The sequence below is a fragment of the Phycicoccus sonneratiae genome, assembly GCF_016887965.1.
Classification (GTDB): domain Bacteria; phylum Actinomycetota; class Actinomycetes; order Actinomycetales; family Dermatophilaceae; genus Phycicoccus; species Phycicoccus sonneratiae.
Map to the genome: position 1 here is coordinate 37,749 of NZ_JAFDVD010000026.1, position 25,043 is coordinate 62,791.

Below are 25,043 nucleotides of genomic sequence, written 5' to 3' on the forward strand. Positions count from 1 at the left end.
ACGCGGGGGGAGTGCTCCCCATCCGGATGTCGGCCCGGTGGGGGCGAAGCGTGCTCGGGAGCCCCGTCGCGAGGTTAGGGTGTGCAGGTCACGGCGCCGGCGGGGACCCGGCGCCGACCGGGGTCCGAGGAGGAGAGTCGTGGCTCGACGCGCGTCAGCCCGTGCCGCCTCGCGGGCCCGTCGGCGGCTCGCGAGCCTGCTCGCGGTGGTCGTCGTGGCCTCCGGGCTGGGGTACGCGGCGATGGCGAGCGACGGCACCACCGTCCACGAGAGCGACCTCAACGACGCGGGGGTGTGGGTCAGCTCGGCGCAGCAGGCGAAGTTCGCCAAGGCCAACGTGCCGATCGGCCAGCTCGACACCGGTGTCGCCACCGACGCCACGGCCGGCAGCGGCCTCGACGTCCTCCAGGACGGCGCCGTCGTCCTCGGGCTGAACACGGGCACCGGCGAGCTCTTCTCGATCGACGTGCGCACCTCGGCGGCCGGCGACCCCGTCGCCACGGTCGCCGCCGCGCCCGCGGGTGCCGACGGCCGGTTCGTCCCGCGCGCCGTCGACCTGCGCGGTGGCACCCTCGCCCTGCTCGACCCCGCGAGCGGCAAGGTCTACGCGCAGCGGGTCGACCCCAAGGCCGGGACGGAGTCCTTCCCCGGGGTCGCGGTCGGCGCCAAGCCGGTCGCCACGGTGGGGAAGAACGCCGCCATCGCCGTCGACACCGACGGGGTCGTCCACGCCGTCTCCGGGGCCGACGGCAAGGTCACCACCGTCGCGCCCACGGCCGCGGGGTTCGGCACACCGGTGGTCGTCCCGACCCGGCTGCGCTCCTCGGCCCCCGACGTCACCGCCGTCGGGCGCGACTGGGTCGCCTACGACCCCGCCACGGACGTCGTCTACACCGCAGCCGACCCCGACGGCCTCGACGCGCAGGTGACGGTCGACGGCGAGCGGGTCGCGGCGCTCCAGCAGCCCGGCCCGGAGGCGCCCACCGTGGTCGTCGAGTCGGTCGGCCGCGCGGTGCAGGTGCCGCTCGACGGCGGGGTCTCCCCGGGTGGGGTCGTCGTCGGCGAGCGGGTCAACCGGGTGCCCGGGGCCACGCTGGTCACGCGTCCGGTCGTCCTCGACGGCTGCGTCCACGCGGCGTGGGCCGAGGAGGGACGGGTCTTCTACGGCGCGAACTGCGGTCGTACCGGCGACGAGCCGACGGCCACGCTCCCGGCCGACGGTGCCCAGCCGACGCGCGACGGGGTGGCGTTCCGCGTCAACCGCGGGCTCGTCGTCCTCAACGACCTCGACAACGGCGGAGTGTGGGACCTCGAGGACAAGCCGACGAAGATCGACAACTGGGACGCGCTGACCCCTCCGGTCAAGCAGGACGACAAGAACAAGAAGAAGGACGAGAACCTCGTCGACGAGACCGCCGCGCAGCAGCCCCCCACGGCCAAGCCGGACGCCGAGTCGGTCCGCCCCGGGCGCACGAGCAAGCTGCACGTCCTCGACAACGACACCGACGTCGCGGGGTCGGTGCTCGCCATCGACCAGCGCGACGTCACCCGCCCGGGCCTCGAGGGCGTGTCGGCCACGGTGTCGGCGGACGGGCAGTCGATCGACGTCGCCGTCCCCGAGGGCACCGAGGGGCGGACCTTCGACTTCTCGTACAAGGTCAACAACGGCAAGACGACCTCGAAGGCCGCCGCGAAGGTGTCCGTGCGCGTGGTGCCCGAGGAGGTCAACGGCCCCCCGCGGCTGCGCGCCGGTGCCCGCCTCTCGCAGCAGCCGTACCCCGTCATCGCCGGCAAGCGGCTGTCGGTTCCGGTGCTCGCCGACTGGCGCGACCCCGAGAACGACGTCCTCGCGGCCCGCGCCGACGTCGAGGGCGGCGTCGTCGACGGTCAGGGCCGGGTCACCCTCACCGCCCCGGTCGAGGAGGGCCGCCAGCCGGTCGGCTACGTCGTCACCGACGGCCGCGGCGGCACGACGAAGGGCAGCGTCGACGCGCAGGTCATCAGCCCGAGCGGCGACAGCAAGTTCATGGCACCGCGCACCCAGCCGGACGCCGTCCGCGGCGTCGTCGGCAAGCCGCTGCAGGTCGAGCCGCTCGGCAACGACATCGCCGGCGCCGACCCGGGGGAGCCGGACGCCACGCTCCGGCTGCGGTCCGAGGTGCGCCCGGTCGGCCCGCTCCAGGTCGACACCGACCTCGCCACCGGCCAGGTCACCGTCACCGGCAGTGCGCCCGGCACCTACGAGCTGAGCTACTCGGCGACCACGGGCGCCGGCGCCGCGCCGGGTCGCATCCGGGTCGACCTCACGCCGCCGCCCGAGGGGGCGCCGCCGGTCTCGGTGCCCGACACCGCGACCCTGCACGACCAGGCGCCCACGGTCGTCGACGTCCTCGCCAACGACTACTCGCCCCGGGGCGACGTCCTCGTCACCGCGGCCGTGTCGTCCAGCGGCGACTCGTCCTGGATCCGGCCCTCGATCTACCAGGGCCGCTGGGTGCGGCTCGAGGCCACGGAGCCGGCCCCGCTCGACGCCGACGCCGGCGGTCGCCGCGGCACGGTCACGTACACGGTGAGCGACGGCACGCAGCGGGTCACCGGGCAGGTCTCGGTGCTCCAGCAGCCGCCGGTCGAGGACGCCGTCCCGCTCGTGCAGGACGACACCGCGACGGTCCGCGAGGGCGACACGGTCTCGATCCCGGTCCTCGACAACGACACGATGGCCGACGGCATCCCGCTGCGCCTCGACCCCGCGAGCGTCAAGGTCATCAGCAAGGGCGACGCCCCGCAGGCCTTCGCCTCGGGCAACGTCATCCGGTACGTCCCGGAGGCGCGGGGGCTGCGGGCCGAGAAGTTCGTCACCGTCGAGTACGCCGCGTACGCCGACGGCATGCGCTCCCGGGCCCAGACCGGGCGGGTCCGCATCCAGGTCACGCCGCTGCCGAACGCGCAGCGGGTCAACCAGACGCCCGTGGCGCGCAGCTTCACGGCGACGGTGACCGCCGGCGACCCGATCACGATGACGGTGCCGACCTTCGGCGTCGACCCCGACGGCGACAGCGTCACCGTCACCGGCGTCGTCGGCGCCGACGGCGGACCGGTCGACCTCGCCCTCGGCCGGGTGGTCGCCATCGGCCCCTCGACCATCCGGTACGAGTCCTTCCCGCTCGCGGCCGGCACCGAGGTCATCACCTACGAGGTCCGCGACCGGTTCGGGGCCACGAGCCGGGCCCGGGTGCGGGTCGGGGTCGTGCAGCCCGGCGACGCCCAGCCGCCGGTGGCGGTGCCCGACGAGGTGTTCGCCGCGCCCGGGAAGACGGTCACGGTCAAGCCGCTGACGAACGACCTCATCGCGCGTGGCGACGTCGTCGACGTCGAGACCGAGAGCCTCAACCCCGCGGAGCGGCTCAAGGAGTGGCGGGTCGACGCGGACAACACCGTGCAGACGAAGGTCCCGGCGGACACCACCGCGGTCCACCAGCTCGTCTACTCGATCAGCGACGGCCTCTTCGACCCCAGCCGGGCCTCCATCCTCGTCCGCGCGGTCAAGGGCTACCTCAACCCGCCGGTCGCCAACGACGACGTCGCCGCCCCCAAGCCCGGGGAGACGAGCACCCTCGTCGACGTCCTCGCCAACGACACCGACGTCGACTCCGACCCGGCGACCCTCAAGATCGTCGACGTCCTCTCGAACGACGCGACGATCGAGGACGGCCGGGTCCGGGTCAAGGTCCTCGACCACCCGTACGCCGCTCCCTACGTCATCGAGGACGAGGACGGCCTGCGCGCGATGGCCGTCGTCAACGTCCCCACCGGCGCCAACGGCCAGCCGTTCGTCGTCGCCGGCAAGGTCATCGAGATGGACCCCGACTCCTCGAGGACGGTGGCGCTCGGCGACTACGTGAAGTCGCCGCGCGACCGGGTCGTCTCGGTGACCACCGCCGACACGCTCAGCGCCTCGCCCGCGCAGGACCTGGCCGCCTCGCTGACCGACAACCGCACCCTGCAGCTCACCTCGTCGAACGGGTACGTCGGGCCGGCGGCCGTCATGGTCGAGGTCACCGACCAGGACGCGGTGGGGCAGAAGGACTTCGGTACGGCCTACGTCTCCATCCCCGTGCAGATCGGTCCCAAGGTGCCGCTGCTGCGCTGCCCGGACGGCGACGTCACGGTGCTCGCCGGCGGGCTCGACCGACGGGTCGACATCCCCACCTACTGCCACGCCTGGCTGCCGGTGGGCATGACGATGGACCGGGTCGAGTTCAGCACCCGCTGGGAGACCGAGGCCGACGCCGACCTGTCCGTCGGCGGCCCGGGCAACCGCACGCTCACCCTCCACGCCGACACCGACGCCCGCAGCTCGCGCGGCCGGCTGACCGTCTCGTCGCCCGGGACGACCAGCCCGTCGACCATCGCGGTCCGGGTCATCGGCGCCGACGACCCGGCCTTCGGCGGCGCGGCGGGCACCGACCCCGACGACCCGCTGCCGCCGCCCACGGTCCGACCGATCACGGTCGCCGGCCTCAAGGAGGGGGAGTCGCGCACGGTCGACATCTCGCCCTACCTCGACTCGCCCCTCCCGCGACCCTCGTGCACGGTGTCGGCCGCCGCCGTCGAGCGCGGCACGGGCATCACGGCCGCGGCGTCGGGCTGCTCGGTCACGCTGAAGGTCGGGACCCAGCCCTCCCCGACGGCCACCATCGGGCTCACCGTCAGCGACGGCCCGAAGCGCACCGCCAAGGGCCGCATCTCGGTGACGATGCTCGGCAAGCCCGGGGTGCCGCGGCAGGCCCAGGCGGTCGCCGACCGCGACGCCGGTGGCCAGGCGCGCGTCTCCTGGCTCGCCCCGACCTACGACGGCGGCTCGGTCGTCGGCTCCTACGTCGTGCGCTGGACGGGGGGCTCGTCCGGCACGACGACCTGCTCGGCGAGCCCGTGCACGGTCACCGGCCTGACCAACGGCCGCGACTACCGGTTCACCGTCGCCGCCGTCAACGGGGTCGGGGAGGGCCCGCAGTCCCCGCCCACGGCCGCGGTGCGTCCCGACACCCTCCCGAAGGCGGTCACCGGGGTGCGGATGGTCTCGCGCGGCGACCACACGCTGGCGATCGCCTGGGACCAGCCGGAGAACCAGGGCAGCGACCTGCGCCGCTACGTGGTGCGGCTCATCTCCTCGACCGGGCAGACGAAGACGCAGACGGTCGCCGCCCCGACGCGGCAGACCACGGTCGCCGGCCTCGACAACATGGCCGAGCAGTCGGTGCAGGTCCAGGCGTGGAACGAGCTCGGGGCCGGACCCTTCGGCCCCGCCGTCACGATGCAGTCGGCCGGGACGCCGGCCGCCCTGCCGGCCCCGGCCATCGCCGCCAGCGGTCCCGGCCCGGCGCAGGACAGCGCGACGCTCACGGTGTCGTGGCAGCAGGGCTCGCCCAACGGGCCACCCACGACGCGGTACTCGCTCTACCAGCGCGTCGGTGGCGGCGGCTGGACCAAGGTCACCGACACCTCGCCCTCGGTGCGCACCGCCAACGTCGTCATCCCCTACGACGGGCGCACCTACGAGTACACCGCGACCCTCACCAACGGCGCCGACCTCGAGTCGCCGAAGGCCAACGCCTCGACGTTCACCTCGATCGGGCAGCCCTCGACGCCCACGGTCAAGGCCGCGACGCCGGCCAGCAACAAGCGGATCGAGCTGACCGTCGGTGTCGGCAAGCCGCGGGCCGGCTCGTTCACGACCATCCGCTGGTCCGGTGGCGGCCTCTCCGGCTCGCACGCCTGCGGGTGCGCGCCGGGCTCGCAGGTGACCTTCCCCGTCGGCCCCTTCGACACCAGCCCGACCCGTGCCCGGACGATCACCGTCTGGACCGTGAACTCCGGCGGGCAGGAGTCGACGAAGGTGTCCGACACCGCGACGCCATACGGCGACACGCTCACGCCGACCGGGCTGCGCAGCACCCGCAGCGGCAACACCATCACGTGGAGCTGGAACCTGCCGGAGAACGGCCGGAACATCACCGACGTGCAGGTGCGGGGGGCCGTCGACGCCACCTACGGCGGCAACCGGACCCAGGTGAGCTTCACCGGCTCGCCGGGCAACACCTACCGCCTCGAGGTGCGCCAGAGGTCCGCGGCCGGGTGGTCGGCCTGGGCCGGGCCGGACGCGCAGTCGATCCCCGACCCCAAGACCGTCACCGTCCTCAAGGGCAGCACGTGCGGACAACGGTCGTGCAACACGGGCAACGGCTCCTGCACCTCCTCGGGCTGCCGGTGGATCGCCGTGCGCACGTCCGGCTTCTCCGGCGGCGTCAGCTGCTCGTTCCAGCTCGACGGCCGCGGGGTCAGCGGCTGGTCCGGGATGTCGATGGGCGGCAACGCCACGAAGGAGAGCGACAACTTCTACGGCGGCACCGGGAGGGTGACGGCGACCTGCGACGGGGTCTCGGACTCGCTCAACTGGTAGCGCCCGAGCGCCGGGGGTGAGCCCTGTCCGGGGGCGGTGTCGGTGCTCCCCCCTAGCGTCGTGGGCAACACCTGGAAAGGGGTGAGCCGCATGACCCGACCCGACGTCATGACCGTCGACTGCCGCACGTGCCCCGTGCGCGAGCTGCACTGTGACGACTGCATGGTGCCCGTGTTCCTCTCGCTCACCGAGCCGGGCACCCGGTCCGAGACCTCCCTCGACCCCGAGGAGCGGGCGGCCGTCACCCGCCTCGTGCGGGCCGGCCTCGTCGACGCCGAGACCGCGGCCCGGGCCCGCGCCCGGCTCGAGCCGGGGGTCGCCGGGGGGAGCGGGCGCGCCGTCGGCTGACCCACGGTCCGCCGCCCCGCGCAGGTCGGCTCCCTACGATGTGCCGGTGCCCGGCCGACCCCCGACCCGCCGCGGTCCGCGCGTCCGGCTCGTCGGCGCGCTGGCCGTCGGCCTCCTGCTCGCGGGCTGCACGGGCTCCGAGGGGCCCGGTGCCCCACCGGCCACGACCCGTCCCCCCACGACGGCCACCACCTCGACCCCCGACCCCTCCGCGGTGGCCTCGGCCGTCGACGCGCTCCTGAGCCGGCGCGAGGCGGCCGTCCTCGCCGGTGACGCCGCCGCCTTCACGGCCACCGTCCTCGGCCCCGCCGCCGACGACGGCCGGCGCCAGGTCGAGGGGCTGGCGGCGGCCCGGGCCCTGGGCGTCGAGCGCCTCACGCACGACGTCCTCGCTCCGGTCGACGACCCCGCGGCCGTCGAGGTCACCCTCCGCTACCGTCTCGCCGGCACCGACCGGGGCGAGCGCACGGCCCGCGTCCGCTACGCCGTCGCCGGGGTCGGCAGCGGTTGGCGGGTGGCCGCCGAGCGCCCGGTCGACGGCGAGCCCGCGCCGCCCTGGGTCGCGATGCCGGGGCTCGCCGTCCGCCGCACCGCCCACGCCGTCGTCGCGGGAACGGCCGGCGACGCGGCCCTCGACGAGGCGGCCCGCACCGTCGAGCGGGCCGTGCCGTCACTGACGCGGTCCTGGCCCGGCGCGCCCGGCCGGGTGCTCGTCCTCGTCCCCGACACCGTGGCCGAGGCGGCCGCGCTGGGCGGCGGCGTCGGCGACGGACCGGGACGCGTCGCCGCGACGACCGACGGCCCGCTCGGACCCGACGGCCGGGCGGTCGCCGACCGCGTGGTCCTCGACCCGCAGGCCCGGCGCCGGCTCACCCCCTCCGGCCGCGACGTCGTGCTCACCCACGAGCTGACCCACGTCGCGGTCCGGGCGAGCGTGCCCGGGGCGGCGCCCCCCTGGCTGGCCGAGGGGTACGCCGACCACGTGGGGTACGCCCGGGCCGACGTGCCCCGCTCGGCGCTGCTGGCGCCGCTCACGGCCGCCGTCCGCGACGGCACCGGCCCCACCCGGCTGCCGGACGCGAGCTCGCTCGACCCCGCGGTGGGTGACATCGAGGTGGGCTACCTCGCGGCGTGGCAGGCCGCCGAGCTCGTCGCCGAGCGCCACGGCGAGGCGGCGCTGCGCCGGTTGGTCCGCGCGTGCTCCGGCACCGGGTCCGTCGAGGCGACCGAACGCACCTGCGACGCCGCGATGCCCGAGGTGCTGGGCACCGACCGCGCCGGGTTCACCGGGCAGTGGCGGCAGCGGCTGGGCGCCCTCGCCGGCTGACGTCGCCGGGCGGGTCGTCGTCGCCCGGGCGCAGGGCCGGCACGACGAGCGAGGCCGCGACGAGGGCGCCGGTGAGCCAGAACTGGTTGTAGAAGGCCTGCTTGTTGACGAGGTTGGCGACGGCGAGCACGAGGGCCAGCCAGCGCAGCACCTCGTCGACCGGTGGCTGCCGCCGCCACACGGCGAGGACCGCCGCTCCGACCCCGGCGACCATCGCGGCCCCGGTGACCGCGAACGGCAGGGTCACCCCGTGCTCGTTGAGGAAGTACAGGTACCAGGTGTTGGCGAACCGGATCGGGTGGAAGGTCAGCAGGGTCGTCACCGTGTCGCCGAGGAACGCCCCGGCGTCGGCGACCACCCACGGCAGGACGAGCAGCCCGGTGAGGCCCCCGGTGGCGAGCGTGCGCCGCCACCCGAAGGGCTGCCACACGAGGAGCACGGGGGCGAGCAGGGCGAGGTGCTGCTTGCTCGCGCAGGCCAGGGCGAGCGGCAGCACCGCCCACCAGGCGTGGCCGCGCCGGACCAGCGCCGCCCACCAGACGAGCAGGGCGGCGAGCACCGGCTCGGTCCAGGCCTGGTCGACCTGGGTCAGCGTGCCCGGCGCGAGGACGAGGACCGCGGCCACGGCGGCGGCCCGGGCCGTGCGCGCCCGGTCGGTGCCGGCGAGCGCCCAGAGGCCGGCGAGGAGGACGAGGGTCCAGACGAGCAGCATCCACCGGACGTCGCCGGCCACCCAGCGGCCCGGCGCCGTGAGCACCGCCATCCACGGGAGGTAGGGGAAGAAGTCCTGGACGCCGGGGGAGTCGGTCCACTGCTGGGTGTAGACGTTCTCACCGCGCGCGATGGCGTCCGCACCCTGCTGGAGCACGACCCACACGTCGATGCGCGGCGCCTTGTCACCGACGATCGTCACGGCCGCGAGCGCCGTGTGCGTCAGGGCGGCCGCCCCGAGGGCAGCGGCGGGTGCCCACCGTGTGGGGACGAGCAGCAGTGCGGCGCAGGCGATCCCACCGACCGTGGGCACGGTCAGGGCCGCCGTGAGCCAACCTCCGCGCAGGTAGGAGAAGAGGGGGACCACGAGGGTGAGGGCCACCGAGACGAGGACGACGGCCGGCGCCAGCCACCGGGGCAGCACCACCGCGGTGCGCCGCACGAGCCACCACGCGAGCAGCGCCGTGCAGGCCGTCAGGGTGAGCAGGATGGGCACGCGGAACCGGACGACGCTCCACTGGAGCACCCCGAACCACGCGAGCCACGCGGCGCCGAGGACGAGCGCCGGGGCCGCCACCGGCCGCCCGCGGAGGGCGTCAGCCACCGTAGAGGGCGTCGACCTCGTCGCCGAAGTCGCGCATCACGACGTTGCGCTTGAGCTTGAGCGACGGGGTGAGGTGGCCCGACTCCTCGGTGAAGTCGGCGTCGAGGATGACGAACTTGCGGATCGACTCGGCCTTGGAGACGGCGGTGTTCGCGTCGTCGACGGCCTTCTGGACCTCGGCGAGGATGCGCTCGTCGTCCTTGGCCTTCGCGAAGGGGACGCCGTCGAGGCCGTGGTTCGAGGCCCAGCCCGGGTACATCTCCTCGTCGAGGGTGACGAGGGCGGCGATGAACGGCTTGCCGTCGCCGACGACGATGCACTGGCTGATGAGCGGGTGCGCGCGCAGGCGGTCCTCGAGGACCGCAGGGGCGACGTTCTTGCCGCCGGCGGTGACGAGGATCTCCTTCTTGCGTCCGGTGATCCGCAGGTAGCCGGCGTCGTCGAGCTCGCCGATGTCACCGGTGTGGAACCAGCCGTCCTTGACCGAGTCGTGGGTGGCCTGCTCGTTGCCGCGGTAGGCCCGGAAGACGTTGACGCCCTTGATGCAGATCTCGCCGTCGTCGGCGATGCGGATGTCGACGCCGGGCAGCGGCGGGCCGACGGTGCCGATGCGCATCGCGTCGGGGAGGTTGACGGTGGCCGGCGCGGTGGTCTCGGTGAGGCCGTAGCCCTCGAGGATGGAGACGCCGATGCCGCGGAAGAAGTGGCCGAGCCGCGTGCCGAGCGGGGCCCCGCCGGAGACCGCGTACTGCACGCGGCCGCCCATCGCCTCGCGGAGCTTGGCGTAGACGAGCTTGTCGAAGACGGCGTGCCGCAGCCGGAGGCCGAGCGGCACGGCGCCGGCGTCGAGGGCCTCCGACCACGCGATGGCGGTGGCGGCCGCGCCGGCGAAGATCTTGCCCTTGCCGCCGGCCTCGGCCTTGGCCTCGGCGGAGTTGTAGACCTTCTCGAAGACGCGCGGCACCGCGAGGATGAAGGTCGGCTTGAAGGACGCGAAGTCGTCCATGAGCGTCTTGAGGTCGGAGGAGTGGCCCATCCGGACCCCGGCCGTGACGGCGAGCACCTCGATGAAGCGGGCGAAGACGTGCGCGAGCGGGAGGAAGAGCAGCGTCGAGGCGCCGTCACCCTTGACGACCGCGGCGATCTGCTCGGCGGTGTTCTCGGCGAGGGTGAGGAAGTTGCCGTGGCTCAGCTCGACCCCCTTGGGCCGACCGGTCGTGCCGGAGGTGTAGATGACCGTGGCGAGGCTGTCGCGGGTCAGCCCGTCGCGGCGGGCCGCGAGCTCGGCGTCGTCGACGTCGGCGCCGTCGCGGCTCAGGGAGTCGACGTCGCCGTGGTCGATGACCCAGGTGTGCCGCAGCCCGGGCAGGCGGTCGCGGACTCGGTCGACCGCCGCGAGGTGGCCCTCGGTCTCGACGACGATGCCGACGGCGCCGGAGTCGGAGAGGATCCACTCGACCTGGTCCGGGGAGGAGGTCTCGTAGATCGGCACGGGCACCGCCCCGGCGGCCCAGAGCGCGAAGTCGGCGAGGGTCCACTCGTACCGGGTGCGGCTCATGATGCCGACGACGTCGCCCACCCCGACGCCCGCGGCGACGAGGCCCTTGGCGAGGGCGTCGACCTCGGCGGCGAAGGTCGCGCTCGTGACGGCCGTCCAGCCGCCCCCGGAGCGGACCGAGAAGGTCACGCGTCCCGGGTCCTGCCCGGCGAGCCGGGCGGGGAGGTCACCGAGGGTGCCATCGCTCGTCGTGGGCAGGACGAGCGGCGTGGACGTCTCGTGCACCGTCGGACTCCTTCGTGCGCGGGTGGGCAGACCCCTCAACTCTAGGCCCCGGGGGACGGGTAGCCTGCGGTGCCATGGCCGACCGCACCCGATCCACGATCGACATCGCCGCCGCACCCGGCGAGGTCCTCGACGTCATCGCGGCGTTCGAGTCCTACCCCGAGTGGGCGGAGCAGGTGAAGGAGTGCAGCGTCCTCACCGAGGACGGCGACGGCTGGGCCGACCAGGTCGAGTTCACCCTCGACGCCGGCGCCATCAAGGACCAGTACGTCCTCGAGTACGACTGGGACGTCGCCGAGGACGGCACCGGCGTCGTGTCGTGGCACCTCGTGCGCGCCTCGCTGCTCAAGGGCCTCACCGGCAGCTACACCCTCGCCGAGGCCGGGTCCGGCACGCGGGTCAGCTACGACCTCGAGGTCGACCTGACCATCCCGATGATCGGGATGCTCAAGCGCAAGGCCGAGAAGCTCATCATCGACGCGGCGCTCAGCGAGCTGAAGAAGCGCGTCGAGGGCTGAGCGGCACGATGACGGCGGAGGGCTGGCACGACGAGGTGGGGAGCGTCGCCGAGGAGGCCGGGCGCCTCCTCGAGAGCCTGCGCCGTGGCCAGGGCGCGGGCGACGGCCCGCCCGCCGGAGGACGGGACACCGGCGGCGCCGGCCCGCGCGAGGAGCGCACGGAGCCGGGCGGCTTCTCGTGCGACGACCCCGTGTGCCAGTGGTGCCCCGTCTGCCGCACCTCGGCGTTCGTGCGCCAGCTGAGCCCCGAGACCCTGAGCGGCCTCGCCGAGCTCGCCGGTTTCGCCGCGTCGGTGCTCGGCGACCTCGCGGCGTCACGGGCCCGCCAGGACCGACCGCGGGAGGACGACGATGCCTGACGGCCCGCTCGCCATCGGCGTCGACATCGGGGGCACGAAGGTGGCCGCCGGGGTCGTCGACGCCTCGGGGAGCGTCCTGCACCGCACGCGGCGCGACACCCCGCACCGCTCGACGAGCCCCCGGGTGGTCGAGGACACCATCGTCTCCGCCGTCGAGGAGCTGCTCGGGCACGGTGACGAGGTCGTCGCGGTCGGCATCGGCGCCGCCGGGTTCGTCGCCGCCGACCGGGCCACCGTCGTCTTCGCCCCGCACCTGTCGTGGCGCAACGAGCCGCTGCGGGCCTCGCTCGGCGAGCGGCTCGCGCTGCCGATCTTCGTCGACAACGACGCCAACGCCGGTATCTGGGCCGAGCACCGCTTCGGCGCGGGACGCGGCGAGAGCCACCTCGTCATGGTCAACCTCGGCACGGGCATCGGCGGCGGCATCGTCATCGACGGCCGCGTGCTGCGGGGCCGGTTCGGCATCGCGGGGGAGTTCGGCCACATGCAGGTCGTCCCCGACGGCATCCGCTGCGAGTGCGGCAACCGGGGCTGCTGGGAGCAGTACGCCTCCGGCAACGCCCTCGTGCGGGAGGCCCGGTCGCTGATGTCGGCCGGCAGCCCGGTCGTCTCCGACCTCTTCGAGCGCGTCGGTGGCGACCCCGGCGAGCTCACCGGGCCGCTCGTCACGGAGGCCGCGCGCGACGGCGACCCGCTGGCCCGCGAGCTGCTCGGCGAGATCGGGCGCTGGCTCGGTGTCGGCATCGCGAACCTCGCCGCCGCCCTCGACCCCGGCACCTTCGTCATCGGCGGGGGGGTCAGTGCGGCCGGCGACCTCCTGCTCGAGCCCGCCCGGGTCGCCTTCCGCCGCCAGCTCACCGGTCGCGGGTACCGGCCCGAGGCGTCCATCGTCGCCGCCCAGCTCGGGAACGAGGCGGGCCTCGTCGGGGCGGCCGACCTGGCCCGGGTCGGGGCCGCCGACCTCGCGTGGGCCGAGGCCGCCGACCGGGCGGACCGCGCCGAGCACGCCGACGGCTGAGGTCCCGGTGACCGCCGAGCGGTTCCGCGTCGCGTCGTACAACACCCGCGACTTCCTCGACGACCACCGCCTCGCCGCACGGGTCGTGCGCGCCGTCGACCCGGACGTGCTCTGCCTCCAGGAGGTGCCGCGCCGGCTCCTCGCCGGGTGGCGCACGGCCCGGTTCGCCCGGGCCTGCGGGATGCGGTGGACCGGCCGGCACCGCGGCAGCGGCGGCACGACCGTCTTCACGTCGTCGCGGGTGCGGGCCCTCGCGGCCGATCACGTGCGGCTGCCGGTGCGCTGGCCGGACCGGACCCGTGGCTACGCCGTGGTGCGGGTGGCCGTCGGGCACGCCGAGGTCACCGCGGTGTCGGTGCACCTGAGCCTGCGGCCGCCGGAGCGGGTCGCCCACACCGAGCGCATCCTGGCGCGCATCGCGGACGCCGGCCCGCTCGTCCTCGCCGGCGACCTCAACGAGGACGACACGGGCGGCGCCTGGCGCCTCATCGACGTGCCGGACCGGCTGCACCTCGTGTCGCCGGCGACCCCGACCTTCCCGGCGGCCCGGCCGCGGCGCCGGCTCGACGTCGTCTTCGCCTCGCCCGGACTGCGGGTGCTGCCGCACCGCGAGGTGCTGCTGCCGGACACCGTGTGGGCCGCGGCCAGCGACCACCGCCCGACCTGGGTCGACCTCGAGATCCCCTGAGCGACAGCCCGGTTCGCGCAGGCCCGAGCGTCAGACGCGGGCGCCGTCGTCGGTGTCGTCGCGGTGCCGGGGCTGGCGCAGCACGAGGAGCGCGAAGCCGGCGAGGGAGAGGAACAGTCCCGCGAGGAACCACCGCGTGCTGTGGAACGGGCGGGCCATCGCGACGTAGACGAGGCACAGGGGCCCGGCGACGAGCCCGAGCACGGCGCCCCAGAAGTGGAGGTCCTCCTGCGGGGGCAGGTGCACGGCCGGGGGCTCAAAGTGCTCGTCGTCCTCGTCGGTGGCGGGCTTCGCGGCGTCCGCCGCCGGCGACTCGGCGACCCGCCAGGAGGAGGCGGGCACGACGATGTCGAGGGGGGAGGGGTTGACCCACGGAGGACGCGCCGCGGGGGGCTCGTCGGCGTCGTCGCCCAGGTCGGCGGCGTCGGGGTCGGCGGGCTCCGGACCGTCCTCGGCGTCGGCCTCCGGCGACGGGCCGGACGGTGCCGCGGCGGGCTTGGGGCCGTCCCACGCCGCGACGATGGACGCGAAGCGCTCGTCGACGTCGCGCTCGTCCATCTCACCGGGGCGGTCGGTCACGATCACTCCTCGCGGTCGGGGGCCGCGACGATCTTCGCACGTCCGGCTGGGTGCCTCCGGGTCGTGGGACGCCCCCGGTGACCTGGGGGCAACACCGCGAGGGTGCACTAGGCTTCCCGCGAGACGCGATGAAGGGTGGTCCGTTGTTCTACTGGGTGCTGAAGACGGTCGTCCTCGGGCCGGTCCTCCGCCTCCTCTTCCGACCCTGGATCGAGGGTGAGGAGAACATCCCCGAGGACGGCGCCGCGATCTTCGCGAGCAACCACCTCTCGTTCTCCGACTCGATCTTCCTGCCGCTGCTCGTGCCCCGGCGGATGACCTTCCTCGCCAAGTCCGACTACTTCACCGGCGTGGGGCTCAAGGGCCGGCTCACGGCCGCGTTCTTCAAGGGCGTCGGCCAGCTGCCCATCGACCGCTCGGGCGGGCGGGCCAGCGAGGCCGCGCTCAGCTCGGGCCTGAAGGTCCTGCGCCGCGGCGAGCTGCTCGGCCTCTACCCCGAGGGCACCCGCAGCCCCGACGGCCGGCTCTACAAGGGCCGCACCGGTGTCGCCCGGATGGCCCTCGAGGCGGGCGTGCCGGTCGTCCCGGTCGCGATGATCAACACCGACAAGGCCCAGCCCACCGGCACGAAGATCCCGAAGCTCGTCCGCATCGGCGTCCGGGTCGGCGAGCCGCTCGACTTCTCCCGGTACGAGGGGATGGAGGGCGACCGCTTCGTCCTGCGCTCGGTCACCGACGAGATCATGTACGCGCTCATGGAGCTCTCCGGCCAGGAGTACGTCGACATGTACGCGACGGCGATGAAGGACCGCATCGCCCGCGACAAGAAGAACAAGGCCAAGGAGGCCGCCGAGGCCGCCCGGCCGGGTCGGGCCGCCGACGAGCTCGAGGACGCCCTCGACGGCGAAGGCCTCGACGAGGGCGGGTCCGCCGCCGACCGGCGCGACGCCGGCCCGGAGCGGCGCGCGAGCTGAGGGGCGACGTGGGGGTCCTCGGGCCGCGCTCCCCCCGCACGGGGCGCCGCGAGCCGGTCGTCGTCGAGGCCTTCCACCGCGGCCTCGACGTCTTCCGCCCGCTCGCCACCGCCTACGCGGCCGTCCTCGCGTGGGAGCGCCGCACCGAGATGGTCCGGCCCTGGGTCGCGGTCCTCGTCCTCGCGGTGATGGCCGCGTGGTCGCTCGGGCTGCTGCTCTATCGCCGCCGCGGGCGCACGGTCCTCGTCGTCGAGGTCGTCATCGCCACCGCCGCGGTGCTCGCCACCCCGCTCGCCGACGGGATGGCGGCGGTCACCGCCGGGCAGTTCACGCTGCCGACCGTCTGGGCCGCCGGGTCGGTGGCGGGGGCGGCCGTCGTCGCGGGCGCGCGCGGCGGTCTGGTCGCGGCCGGCGTCATCGCGGTGGCCGACCTCGTCGAGATCGCCGGCCGCCCGACGCAGGGCACCGTGCACAACATCGTCATCCTCGTCCTGCTCGGTGGCCTCATCGGGCTGGCCGTCGACCTCGCCCGCTCCGGCCTCGAGCGCGAGGAGCAGGTCCTCCTCGAGCGCGAGCGGCTGCGCGAGCGCGAGCGGATCGCGCGCGTCGTCCACGACGGCGTGCTCCAGTCGCTCGCCCTCATCCACCGCCGCGGGGCCGAGCTCGGGGGAGAGGCCGACGAGCTCGCCACGCTCGCCGCCGACCAGGAGCGGGCGCTGCGCCGGTTCGTCTCCGGCGCCGGGGCGCCCGGTGGGTCGGCCGTCGACCTGCACGGCGTCGAGGGCTCCGAGGTCGACCTGCGCCTCGCCGTCACGGCGCACGAGCGGCCGGGGGTCACCGTGTCCGTCCCCGGTGACCCGCTGCTCGTCGACCCGCAGGTGGCCCGCGAGCTCGACGCCGCCCTCACCGCGGTGCTCGACAACGTCGAGCGGCACGCGGGCGAGGGGGCCCGGGCCTGGGTGCTCCTCGAGGGCGACGCGGCCGGCGTCGAGCTCACCGTGCGCGACGACGGCGTCGGCGCCGACCCGGCCGAGGTGCAGGCCGCCGCCGCCCGCGGCCGGATGGGCGTCAGCTCCTCGATCCGCGGGCGCGTCGAGGACCTCGGTGGTTCGGCCACGTGGAGCACCCGTCCCGGGGCAGGATGCACGGTGCGCATCATCGTCCCGCGCACGAGGGGGAACCAGCCATGACCGACGCCGAGCCGACGCCGCCGGGCACCGACTCCCCCCGCGTGCTCGTCGCCGACGACCACCCGCTGTGGCTCACGGCGCTCGAGCGCGACCTCGTGGCCCGCGGGGTCGAGGTCGTCGGCACCGCCTCCGACGGCCCCTCGGCCGTGCGACGCACCCGCGCCACCCGGCCCGACGTGCTCGTCCTCGACCTCAACCTGCCGGGGATGCGCGGCGACGAGGTGTGCCGCGCGCTCGGCGACCTGCCGACCCGCGTCCTCATCCTCTCGGCGAGCGGCGAGCAGCAGGACGTCCTCGCGGCCATCAAGGCCGGCGCCACCGGCTACCTCGTGAAGTCGGCCTCGCCCACCGAGATCCTCGAGGCCGTGCTCGCGACCGGGCGCGGCGAGGCGGTGTTCACGCCCGGGCTGGCGGGCCTCGTGCTCGGCGAGTTCCGCCGCCTGGGTGGCGCGGCGGGCACCACGGAGCCGGCGGCGCCCGCCGACCCCGAGCGCCCCATCCCGCAGCTGACCGCCCGCGAGACCGAGGTGCTGCGGCTCGTCGCCACGGGGATGTCGAGCAAGGAGATCGCGGCCCAGCTCTTCCTCTCGCACCGCACGGTGCAGAACCACGTGCAGAACACCCTCGGCAAGCTGCACCTGCACAACCGCGTCGAGCTCGTGCGCTTCGCGCTGGCCCACGGGCTCGAGGACGAGGACCCCGCGCCGAGCGCGTGACCGGGATGCGGGCCCGCTGTCCCGGATGCCGGACGCCCACCTACCATTGACGCTCGTGAGCACGACCACGTCCCCGGACCCCCTCCAGCGGCTCGCCGCCGGTGCCGACCTCCCGGCTGCCCAGCAGCCGGTCTGGCCCGACCGCGCCGCCCTCGACGAGGCCGTCGGGACGCTCGCCACCTATCCGCCGCTCGTGTTCGCGGGCGAGTGCGACGTGCTCAAGGACCGGATGGCCGCGGTGGCCCGCGGCGAGGCCTTCGTGCTCCAGGGCGGCGACTGCGCCGAGACCTTCGTCTCGGCCACCGCCGACAACATCCGCGACCGGGTCAAGACCATCCTCCAGATGGCCGCGGTCCTCACGTACGGCGCGTCGATGCCGGTCGTCAAGGTCGGGCGGATGGCCGGGCAGTACGCCAAGCCGCGCTCGAGCGACGACGAGACCCGCGAGGGCGTCACGCTGCCGGCCTACCGCGGCGACATGGTCAACGACTACGACTTCACGCCGGAGTCTCGCCGCCCGGACCCGATGCGGCTGGTGCGCGGGTACCACGCGAGCAGCGCCACGCTCAACCTCGTGCGGGCCTTCACCACCGGTGGCTTCGCCGACCTGCGCCACGTCCACGACTGGAACAAGGGCTTCGTCGCCAACGCGGCGAACGCCCGCTACGAGCGCCTCGCCCGCGACATCGACAAGGCGATGCGGTTCATGGCCGCGTGCGGCGCCGACTTCGACGCCATGCGCACGACGGAGTTCTTCTCCGCGCACGAGGCGCTGCTCCTCGACTACGAGCGGCCGATGACCCGCGTCGACTCGCGCACCGGGCAGCTGTACGACACCTCGGGCCACTTCATCTGGGTCGGGGAGCGCACCCGCGACCTCGACGGCGCGCACATCGACTTCGTCTCACGTGTGCGGAACCCGGTGGGCGTCAAGGTGTCCGCGAACGCCGACGTCGACGACCTGCTGCGGATGATCGACGTCGTCGACCCCGACCGCGAGCCCGGCCGGCTGACGTTCATCACCCGGATGGGCGCGGGACGGGTGCGCGAGGCGCTGCCGGCGATCGTCGAGAAGGTCACCGCGTCGGGGGCGCTCGTCACCTGGGTCTGCGACCCGATGCACGGCAACACCTTCTCGTCGGCCTCGGGCTTCAAGACCCGCGACTTCGACGACGTCGTCGCCGAGGTGCGCGGCTTCTTCGAGGTGCACCAGGGCCTCGGCACGCACCCGGGCGGCATCCACGTCGAGCTCACCGGCAACGACGTCACCGAGTGCATCGGGGGCTCGGAGAAGATCCTCGACGCCGACCTCGGCACCCGGTACGAGTCGGTGTGCGACCCGCGGCTCAACCACCAGCAGAGCCTCGAGCTGGCCTTCCTCGTCGCCGAGATGCTGGCCCAGGACTGATCCGGCCCATGGCTTCCTTCGTCGCGGACCTGTTGTCCGACACCCTGACCCGCCCGACCGACGCGATGCGCGAGGCGATGGCCCGCGCCGACGTCGGCGACGACGTGTTCGGCGAGGACCCCACGGTCGCCGCGCTCGAGGAGCGGGTCGCGGCCCTGCTCGGCCACGAGGCCGCCCTCTTCGCGCCGACGGGGTCGATGGCCAACCAGCTCGGGCTGCGGCTGCACGTCGCTCCCGGCCAGGAGATGGTCGCCGACCAGCAGGCGCACGTGGTGCGCGCCGAGCTCGGTGCGGCGGCGGCCTTCTCGGGCATCACGTCACGCACCTGGCCGTCAGTGCGCGGTCTGCTCGACCCGGCCGGGCCGATGTCGCTCGTCACGACCGGCGTCGGGCCGTACCAGGTCGAGACCGCGCTCGTCGTCGTCGAGAACACGCACAACTTCGGTGGCGGCACGGTGCAGCCCATCGAGGCCATCCGCGAGGTCCGTTCCGCGACACGGCCGTCGGGCGTCGCGATGCACCTCGACGGCGCGCGGCTGTGGAACGCGCACGTGGCGTCCGGGGTGTCGCTGGCCGAGTACGGGTCGCAGTTCGACACGGTGTCGGTGTGCCTGTCCAAGGGCCTCGGGGCACCGGTCGGCTCGGTGCTCGTCGGCTCCGCGGAGGCGATGGCCGAGGCGCGCATCTGGCGCAAGCGGTACGGCGGCGGGATGCGCCAGGTGGGCATCCTCGCGGCGGCCGGCCTGCACGCCCTCGAGCACCACGTCGAGCGGCTGGCCGACGACCACGCCCGGGCCCGGCGCTTCGCCGACGCCTGCGCCGAGGCCGCGCCGGGCACCGTCGACCCCGCCACCGTCGAGACGAACATCGTCGTACTCGACGTCGGTGCCGCCGGGCTCACGGCCGCGCAGTTCGTCGACGCCCTGCTCGGGCACGGCGTGCGCACCTACGCCGTCGGGCCGCGGGCCGTCCGCCTCGTCTGGCACCTCGACGTCGACGACGCCGGCACCGACGCGGCCGTCGCCGCCGCCCGCGAGGTCCTCTCCGCCTCCTGAGCACGGCGGGAGGAAGTCGGTTGTCGACGGGCTCGACCCGCTGCCACGCTCGCGTCATGCGTCCCGTGCCGACCCACCCGCCGTACGACCAGCTCCTCACGACCGCCGAGTGGGTCGCCGACGCCCGACCCGAGGTCGACCGGGAGATGGCCCGCGAGGTCTTCGCCGAGGCCGCGACCCTGCTCCACGACGGCCTCGTCCTCGACGACCTCGACGACCACGACGCGTGCGCGGTGGTCACCGGCCTGTGCCTCGACCTCGTCTCGCCCGACCCGGGCGCGGCGATCCGCGAGCGCGCCGGCGCCCTCGCCGACGACCCCGGTGACCTCCACGACGCCGCGTCGGTCGCCCGCTGCTATGAGATCTGCCTGCGCCTCTTCCAGCTCTGACCTCCGCGTGGTGATGCAGGGGGCGGCGGATTCCCCGCGTTCTGCACCACCGCAGGCGACGGTCAGCGCTCTTCCGGAGCCCGCACGATGGCGAAGGGGTCGTCGTCGAAGGTCTCGTCCTCGTCTCCGTCGTGGGTGATGACCGTCGTGGCAAAGCGCCGCTGCAGGAGGCCGGGAGACTCGTCGAGGCGATGGACGACGTCCCCGTGCATGATCTCTTCGACCGCGGTGCGGACGTCCTGCACGCGGAATCCGGCGTCGTCCTCGGTGTCGTCCGTCCAGTGGGCAAGGTAGCTCTCGCGCCCGGCCTCCATCACCGCGGCCGCGTCGGTGACGAGGTAGTCCCACCGGCCCACGACGGTGACCACCGTGCCGCCCTCGGCGAAGGGGTCGCCGTCCTCGCCCCAGTCCTCGTCGTCCTCATCGTCGTCGTCCCACGTCTCGAGGCCGAGCGGGGCGGTCCCGGTGAGGTCGAACGCCGCGTCGTCGAACGCGGCAGCCGCGCTCCGCAGTGCATCGTTGGCCGTGAAGAGATCGGGGAGCTCACGCTGGCGGCCGGACAGCCGCTCCACCAGCTCGACGTGCTCGTCGACAGCGGAACGCAGCTGCGCGGCACGGGCCAGCAGGACCTCCCGGGCCGCGGCACTCCACTGGTCGGGTCCGTCGTGCTCGTCGGTCTCGTCATGCATGCGCCGACCCTAGGCGCACCTTCGGTCACGCGGTCGTCGAGATTGCGCGACATGCCGACGGTTCGACCCCCGCATCGGCATGTCGCGCGACCTCGACCGAGACGGGGCTCAGACGTCGTGGTGGAGGGCCTCGACGGGCGGGTCCTCGGCCGCCGAGGCACCGGCCCGGCGGCGCCGGGCCAGCAGGCCGCGCAGCTCGACGAGGTACATCGACGCGAGGACGAGCGCCCCGCCGAGCAGCAGCCGCGCGGTCGCCGACTCGCCGCCGAGCAGCACCGCGAACAGGGCCGCGAACACCGGCTCCATCGCCATGACGATGGCCGCGCGGGTCGCCGTCAGGTGCGCTTGGGCCCAGGTCTGCGCCCAGAGCGCCGCCGCGCCCGCGACGAGGGCCATGTAGAGCATCGAGGCCCACTGACCGCCACCGGACGGCAGCGTCAGGCCGTCCGGGACCGCCCCGACCGCGCAGACCAGCGCGATGACCCCCGCCTGCACCGTGGCCAGCCCGACCGCCGCCGACGGCCGCGACCAGCGCCCGAGGGCGACGATGTGGCCCGCGTAGAGCACGGCCGAGGCCAGGGTCACGCCCTCGCCGTACCCGAGCGCGAACCCGCGCAGCGAGAGCACGGCGAGGCCCGCGGTCGTCAGCAGCACCGCGCCCCACGTCACGGCGTCGACCCGCTCGCGCAGCAGCAGCGCCCCGAGCAGCGGGGTGAGGACGACGTAGGTCCCGGTGACGAACCCGGACACCGAGGCGTCGGTGTGCTGGAGCCCGACGGTCTGGAGCAGCTGGGCGACCCCGTAGAGCACCCCGAGGACGGCACCCGTGCGGACCTCCCGCCGCGACAGCGCCAGGGTCTGGCGCCGGAACACGAGGAACATCACGACCGCGGCGATGGCGAACCGCACGGCGAGGAAGTCGGCGGGCGGGACGGTCTCGACGAGGTCGCGGATGAGGAAGAAGGTCGAGCCCCACACCGCGGTGACGAGCAGGAGCAGCAGGGTCGCCACGCGGGCGAGCCGGACGTCGGGGTTCACCGGCGGGTCAGATGACCAGGAGGACGATCGTGCTGCCCTTCGGCTGCTTGCCACTCGAGGGTCGCTGAGCAAGAACCGGGCCCGTGCTGCCCCCGAGGCCGGAGCGGACGTCGACCCGGAACCCGGCGCCCTCGAGGATGCGGCGCGCCTCGTCGACCTGCTTCCCGACGACGTTCGGCACGTCGACGAGCACCGGGCCCTTGGACACGACGAGGGTGACCGTGTCGCCCTTGAAGAGCGTCCCGTCGCGGGGCGACTGGCTGATGACGTCGCCCTTCTTCACCGTGTCGCTGTTCTCCTGCTTCGCCGCGTCGACCGTCAGCCCGAGGTCGGAGAGCTGCTTCTCGGCGTCCTGGGCGCTCTTCCCGGTGAAGTCCGGGACCTTGATCGGCTGGCGGCCCTTGGAGACGACGAGGGCGACGGCGGCGTCGCGCTTGACGCTCGCGCCCGCCTTCGGCGAGGACGAGACGACCTGGCCCTCGGGGACCTTCTCGGAGAAGGCCTCGGTGACCTTGCCGAGCGCGAGATTCGTGGCGGCGAGCTGGCGCTTGGCCTCCGCGAGGCTCGACCCCGCGAGGGTGGGCACGGCGTAGCGCTCCGGTCCCTTCGACACCGTGAGGACGACCTCGGACCCGCGGCGCACCGTGGCCCCGACCTGCGGGTCGGCGCCCATGACCGTGCCCTTGGGGACGTCCTCGGAGAAGGCCTCGGAGACGGTCGGGTCGAGGTGGGCGGCCTGCACGGCCGTCACCGCCTGGTCCTGCGGCCGGTCGAGGACGGAGGGCACGGTGGCGGTGGCCCCCGGGCCGAGGAAGAAGAACCAGGCCGTCGCGGCGGCGAGGAGCATCGAGGCGAACGCGGCCGGCCACCAGTTGCGGCCGCGTCGGCCGCCCCCGGCGACGACGACGCCCTCGAGCGGCTCGCGGGGGAGGGCGATGGCGGTCGTGCGGGCGCTCGCGCCCGAGCCGCCCCGACCCCCGGACCCACCGGGTGCCGCCACGGGCGCGACGGCCGACCGGTCGCGGACGGGCAGCGCCGCCGTCGACGTGGGCACCGAGGCCGCCGCGAGCGCCGCCGCGCCGTCGGGGCGGGCGTCGAGGACGGCCGGGGTGAGCGTCGCGCGGGTGCGGCGCACGAGGGTGAGGAAGTCGGCGGCGTCGGTGGGTCGCTCGTCGGGGTCGCGGGAGGTGGCCACGGCGACCAGCTCGTCGAGGGCCGGCGGCAGGCCGGGCACGCGGTCGGAGGGCATCGGGACGCCGCCGTGCACGTGCTGGTAGGCGACGTGGATGGGTGTCTCGCCGGTGAAGGCCTTGGTGCCGGTGAGCATCTCGAAGAGCATGAGCCCGGCGGCGTACACGTCGGACCGGGCGTCGGCGACGCCGCGCTCGACCTGCTCGGGGGAGAGGTAGGCGACGGTGCCGAGGAGCACGCCGGACGAGCTGGTCATCGTCTGGCTCGAGACCGCCCGGGCCAGCCCGAAGTCGGCGACCTTGACGGTGCCGTTGTCGTTGATGATGACGTTCTCGGGCTTGACGTCGCGGTGGATCAGGCCCTTGCCGTGCGCCTCCGCGAGCGCGAGCAGCACCGCCTCGAGGACGTCGAGGGCGGCGCGCGGCGACAGCGTCCCCTCCTCGCGCAGGACGTCGCGCAGGGTGAGGCCGGGGACGTACTCCATCGCGAGGAAGACTGAGCCGTCGTCCTGGCCCTGGTCGTAGACCGCGACGACGTTGGGGTGCGAGAGCGCGGCGGCCGAGCGGGCCTCGCGGCGGAACCGGCTGACGAAGGTCTCGTCGTGGACGAGGTGGGGCCGCATGACCTTGAGGGCGACCTCGCGCTCGAGCCGCTCGTCGACGGCGAGGTAGACGGTGGCCATCCCGCCGTCGGCGATGCGCGACAGCACGCGGTAGCGGCCGTCGAGGGTGCGCCCGATGAGGGCGTCGCCTTGGGGAGACACCGTAGGAGTGTACGTAGTCACGGCCCTTCCCCCGCTCTCGGTCCGGCGCGTCACATGGTGGCGCGGAGCCGCATGATCGTCTTCACGTACTGCTTCGTGTCGCTGTACATCCCGTGCTTCTGCACCGACGCCAGGCCCTGGTAGTACCCGCCCACGGCCTGCTCGGTGTTCTTCGCCGAGCGGCCGAGCGCCCGGAGCATGACGACCCCCGCGGTGATGTTGTCGCGGGCGTCGAGCAGGTCGAGCCGGCGACCGACGAGGCTGGAGGCCCAGTCGCCACCGGAGGGGATGACCTGCATGACGCCGACGGCGTTCGCGGGGGAGACCGCCCGCTGGTTCCAGCCGGACTCCATCGAGCCGACGGCCAGGGCCAGCCGCGGGTCGACCCCGTGCCGCCGGGCGGTCTGGACGATGATCGCGCGCACCTCGCTGCGGCTCGGGACCGAGCGCTTGGCGAGGATCGCGTGGTTGCGGCGGGCGGCGGCGACGACCGAGCTCGGGTACTTCACGCCGTTGAAGGTGTCGGAGACCGCGTGGGCCGCCGAGACGGGGATGCGCAGCTTCTGGCCGACCCGCAGCAGCGACCCGCTGGAGATGCGGCTGGCGCGGGCGATGTCGCCGACGGTCGTGTCGTAGCGGGCCGCGAGGCCGCTCAGGGTGTCGCCCGAGCGCACCGTGTGGGTGCGGGAGGTGGCCGCCGGACGCCCCGCCGCCGCCTTGGCCGACGACGAGCCCGCCGACCCCGCGCCCCGGACGGTGATCCGGTCGCCGGGGTGGATGAGGCTGCGCGACGACAGGTGGTTGGCCTTGAGCAGGCTCGCGAGGGAGACGCGGTAGCGCGCGGCGATGCCGCTCATCGTCTCGCCGTCGCGTACGACGTGCACCCGGCCGGCGGCCGCGGCCTTGGCCTTCGCGGCCTGGGCCGCCTGAGCGGCGGTGCGCGGCACGCTCAGCCGGTCACCCGGGTGGATGAGGCCGGGGGTGCGCACGTGGTTGCGGGCCACGAGCGCCCCGACCGTCGTCCGGTGGCGGGCCGCGATGCCGTCGAGCGTGTCGCCGTCCCTGACCGTGTAGGTGGTCCACCCGTGCGGCGCGGTGCGCGAGGGCGCGACGAGCGCGGTGACGGGCTCGAGGACGGGGGTGGCGGGCGGCGGTGCAGCGACGACCATGACGCGGGGTCCTTCGGCTGAGTGGGGGTCACCCCGTGGGGTGACCACTGTGACGTTTGGGGCCCA

The 25,043-nt window shown here is 74.6% G+C and carries 20 protein-coding genes; 13 read left to right on the forward strand and 7 right to left on the reverse strand.

Annotated features, from left to right (window positions below; genetic code table 11):
* Positions 1 to 139: 139 nt before the first annotated feature.
* From JQN70_RS18770 to JQN70_RS18780, 3 genes are all read left to right on the forward strand, one after another.
* Positions 140 to 6,460, forward strand: a complete 6,321-nt coding sequence (locus JQN70_RS18770) for an Ig-like domain-containing protein (protein WP_307836086.1) — start codon at positions 140 to 142, stop codon at positions 6,458 to 6,460.
* Between the two features lie 90 nt (positions 6,461 to 6,550).
* Positions 6,551 to 6,808 carry a hypothetical protein gene (locus JQN70_RS18775; protein ID WP_204132911.1) on the forward strand — a complete coding sequence of 86 codons (258 nt, stop codon included), beginning with the start codon at positions 6,551 to 6,553 and terminating at the stop codon, positions 6,806 to 6,808.
* 46 nt (positions 6,809 to 6,854) lie between these two features.
* Entirely contained in the window at positions 6,855 to 8,135 is a 1,281-nt protein-coding gene (locus JQN70_RS18780; RefSeq protein ID WP_204132912.1) for a hypothetical protein, read from the forward strand.
* On the opposite strand, the gene JQN70_RS18785 is transcribed toward JQN70_RS18780, so the two are convergent.
* Together JQN70_RS18785 and JQN70_RS18790 are read right to left on the reverse strand one after the other, a co-directional pair.
* A complete protein-coding gene (locus tag JQN70_RS18785; protein WP_204132913.1) occupies positions 8,092 to 9,450 on the reverse strand; it encodes a hypothetical protein in 1,359 nt (452 codons plus the stop codon). The genes JQN70_RS18780 and JQN70_RS18785 overlap by 44 nt on opposite strands.
* Positions 9,443 to 11,233, reverse strand: a complete 1,791-nt coding sequence (locus JQN70_RS18790) for an AMP-dependent synthetase/ligase (protein WP_204132914.1) — start codon at positions 11,231 to 11,233, stop codon at positions 9,443 to 9,445. Before JQN70_RS18790 ends, JQN70_RS18785 begins: the two co-directional genes overlap by 8 nt.
* A gap of 74 nt (positions 11,234 to 11,307) precedes the next feature.
* Here JQN70_RS18790 and JQN70_RS18795 point away from each other — a divergent pair, with 74 nt between their 5' ends.
* The 4 genes from JQN70_RS18795 to JQN70_RS18810 are packed head-to-tail and all read left to right on the forward strand — an operon-like array spanning position 11,308 to position 13,816.
* Complete coding sequence (locus JQN70_RS18795; RefSeq protein WP_204132915.1) at positions 11,308 to 11,751, forward strand: SRPBCC family protein; 444 nt, start codon at positions 11,308 to 11,310, stop codon at positions 11,749 to 11,751.
* 8 nt (positions 11,752 to 11,759) lie between these two features.
* Positions 11,760 to 12,110, forward strand: coding sequence for a hypothetical protein (locus JQN70_RS18800; RefSeq protein ID WP_204132916.1), 351 nt, complete (start codon positions 11,760 to 11,762; stop codon positions 12,108 to 12,110).
* Positions 12,103 to 13,128, forward strand: a complete 1,026-nt coding sequence (locus JQN70_RS18805) for an ROK family glucokinase (protein WP_204132917.1) — start codon at positions 12,103 to 12,105, stop codon at positions 13,126 to 13,128. Before JQN70_RS18800 ends, JQN70_RS18805 begins: the two co-directional genes overlap by 8 nt.
* Positions 13,129 to 13,135: 7 nt before the next feature.
* The gene (locus JQN70_RS18810) at positions 13,136 to 13,816 is read left to right on the forward strand and encodes an endonuclease/exonuclease/phosphatase family protein (protein ID WP_204132918.1); all 681 of its coding nucleotides are present in this window, start codon (positions 13,136 to 13,138) and stop codon (positions 13,814 to 13,816) included.
* A gap of 30 nt (positions 13,817 to 13,846) precedes the next feature.
* Here the strand turns inward: JQN70_RS18810 and JQN70_RS18815 are convergent, their stop codons facing one another.
* Positions 13,847 to 14,395: a hypothetical protein gene (locus tag JQN70_RS18815; RefSeq protein ID WP_204132919.1), complete on the reverse strand. Its 549-nt coding sequence runs from the start codon at positions 14,393 to 14,395 to the stop codon at positions 13,847 to 13,849.
* Positions 14,396 to 14,538: 143 nt separating this feature from the next.
* Between JQN70_RS18815 and JQN70_RS18820 the strand changes: the two genes are divergently transcribed.
* From JQN70_RS18820 to JQN70_RS18845, 6 genes are read left to right on the forward strand one after another with little or no spacing between them, the layout of a single operon-like run.
* The gene (locus JQN70_RS18820; protein WP_204132956.1) at positions 14,539 to 15,369 is read left to right on the forward strand and encodes a lysophospholipid acyltransferase family protein; all 831 of its coding nucleotides are present in this window, start codon (positions 14,539 to 14,541) and stop codon (positions 15,367 to 15,369) included.
* A gap of 8 nt (positions 15,370 to 15,377) precedes the next feature.
* A complete protein-coding gene (gene macS, locus JQN70_RS18825; RefSeq protein WP_204132920.1) occupies positions 15,378 to 16,559 on the forward strand; it encodes a MacS family sensor histidine kinase in 1,182 nt (393 codons plus the stop codon).
* A complete protein-coding gene (locus JQN70_RS18830) occupies positions 16,556 to 17,275 on the forward strand; it encodes a response regulator (RefSeq protein WP_204132921.1) in 720 nt (239 codons plus the stop codon). The genes macS and JQN70_RS18830 overlap by 4 nt, the downstream gene beginning before the upstream one ends.
* Before the next feature lie 55 nt (positions 17,276 to 17,330).
* Positions 17,331 to 18,683, forward strand: a complete 1,353-nt coding sequence (locus tag JQN70_RS18835; RefSeq protein ID WP_307836087.1) for a class II 3-deoxy-7-phosphoheptulonate synthase — start codon at positions 17,331 to 17,333, stop codon at positions 18,681 to 18,683.
* Positions 18,684 to 18,691: 8 nt separating this feature from the next.
* Positions 18,692 to 19,738: a threonine aldolase family protein gene (locus tag JQN70_RS18840; protein ID WP_204132923.1), complete on the forward strand. Its 1,047-nt coding sequence runs from the start codon at positions 18,692 to 18,694 to the stop codon at positions 19,736 to 19,738.
* 56 nt (positions 19,739 to 19,794) lie between these two features.
* Entirely contained in the window at positions 19,795 to 20,127 is a 333-nt protein-coding gene (locus tag JQN70_RS18845; protein ID WP_204132924.1) for a hypothetical protein, read from the forward strand.
* Between the two features lie 62 nt (positions 20,128 to 20,189).
* Here JQN70_RS18845 and JQN70_RS18850 read toward each other — a convergent pair whose 3' ends face one another.
* The 4 genes from JQN70_RS18850 to JQN70_RS18865 all read right to left on the reverse strand — a co-directional run bounded on the left by JQN70_RS18850 (position 20,190) and on the right by JQN70_RS18865 (position 24,977).
* Positions 20,190 to 20,816 carry a hypothetical protein gene (locus tag JQN70_RS18850; RefSeq protein ID WP_204132925.1) on the reverse strand — a complete coding sequence of 209 codons (627 nt, stop codon included), beginning with the start codon at positions 20,814 to 20,816 and terminating at the stop codon, positions 20,190 to 20,192.
* Between the two features lie 108 nt (positions 20,817 to 20,924).
* Positions 20,925 to 21,854, reverse strand: a complete 930-nt coding sequence (locus tag JQN70_RS18855; protein ID WP_204132926.1) for a DMT family transporter — start codon at positions 21,852 to 21,854, stop codon at positions 20,925 to 20,927.
* Positions 21,855 to 21,861: 7 nt separating this feature from the next.
* Complete coding sequence (gene pknB, locus JQN70_RS18860) at positions 21,862 to 23,808, reverse strand: Stk1 family PASTA domain-containing Ser/Thr kinase (protein ID WP_307836088.1); 1,947 nt, start codon at positions 23,806 to 23,808, stop codon at positions 21,862 to 21,864.
* Between the two features lie 50 nt (positions 23,809 to 23,858).
* Positions 23,859 to 24,977: a LysM peptidoglycan-binding domain-containing protein gene (locus tag JQN70_RS18865; RefSeq protein ID WP_204132927.1), complete on the reverse strand. Its 1,119-nt coding sequence runs from the start codon at positions 24,975 to 24,977 to the stop codon at positions 23,859 to 23,861.
* Between the last annotated feature and the right edge of the window lie 66 nt (positions 24,978 to 25,043).

Excerpts from the sequence above, each read along its gene's own strand:
- JQN70_RS18805 (WP_204132917.1), top strand. The coding sequence starts at position 12,103 with ATGCCTGACGGCCCGCTCGCCATCGGCGTCGACATCGGGGGCACGAAG.
- JQN70_RS18850 (WP_204132925.1), bottom strand. The coding sequence starts at position 20,816 with ATGCATGACGAGACCGACGAGCACGACGGACCCGACCAGTGGAGTGCC.
- JQN70_RS18840 (WP_204132923.1), top strand. The coding sequence starts at position 18,692 with ATGGCTTCCTTCGTCGCGGACCTGTTGTCCGACACCCTGACCCGCCCG.
- JQN70_RS18795 (WP_204132915.1), top strand. The coding sequence starts at position 11,308 with ATGGCCGACCGCACCCGATCCACGATCGACATCGCCGCCGCACCCGGC.
- JQN70_RS18865 (WP_204132927.1), bottom strand. The coding sequence starts at position 24,977 with ATGGTCGTCGCTGCACCGCCGCCCGCCACCCCCGTCCTCGAGCCCGTC.
- JQN70_RS18845 (WP_204132924.1), top strand. The coding sequence starts at position 19,795 with ATGCGTCCCGTGCCGACCCACCCGCCGTACGACCAGCTCCTCACGACC.
- JQN70_RS18800 (WP_204132916.1), top strand. The coding sequence starts at position 11,760 with ATGACGGCGGAGGGCTGGCACGACGAGGTGGGGAGCGTCGCCGAGGAG.
- JQN70_RS18775 (WP_204132911.1), top strand. The coding sequence starts at position 6,551 with ATGACCCGACCCGACGTCATGACCGTCGACTGCCGCACGTGCCCCGTG.
- JQN70_RS18830 (WP_204132921.1), top strand. The coding sequence starts at position 16,556 with ATGACCGACGCCGAGCCGACGCCGCCGGGCACCGACTCCCCCCGCGTG.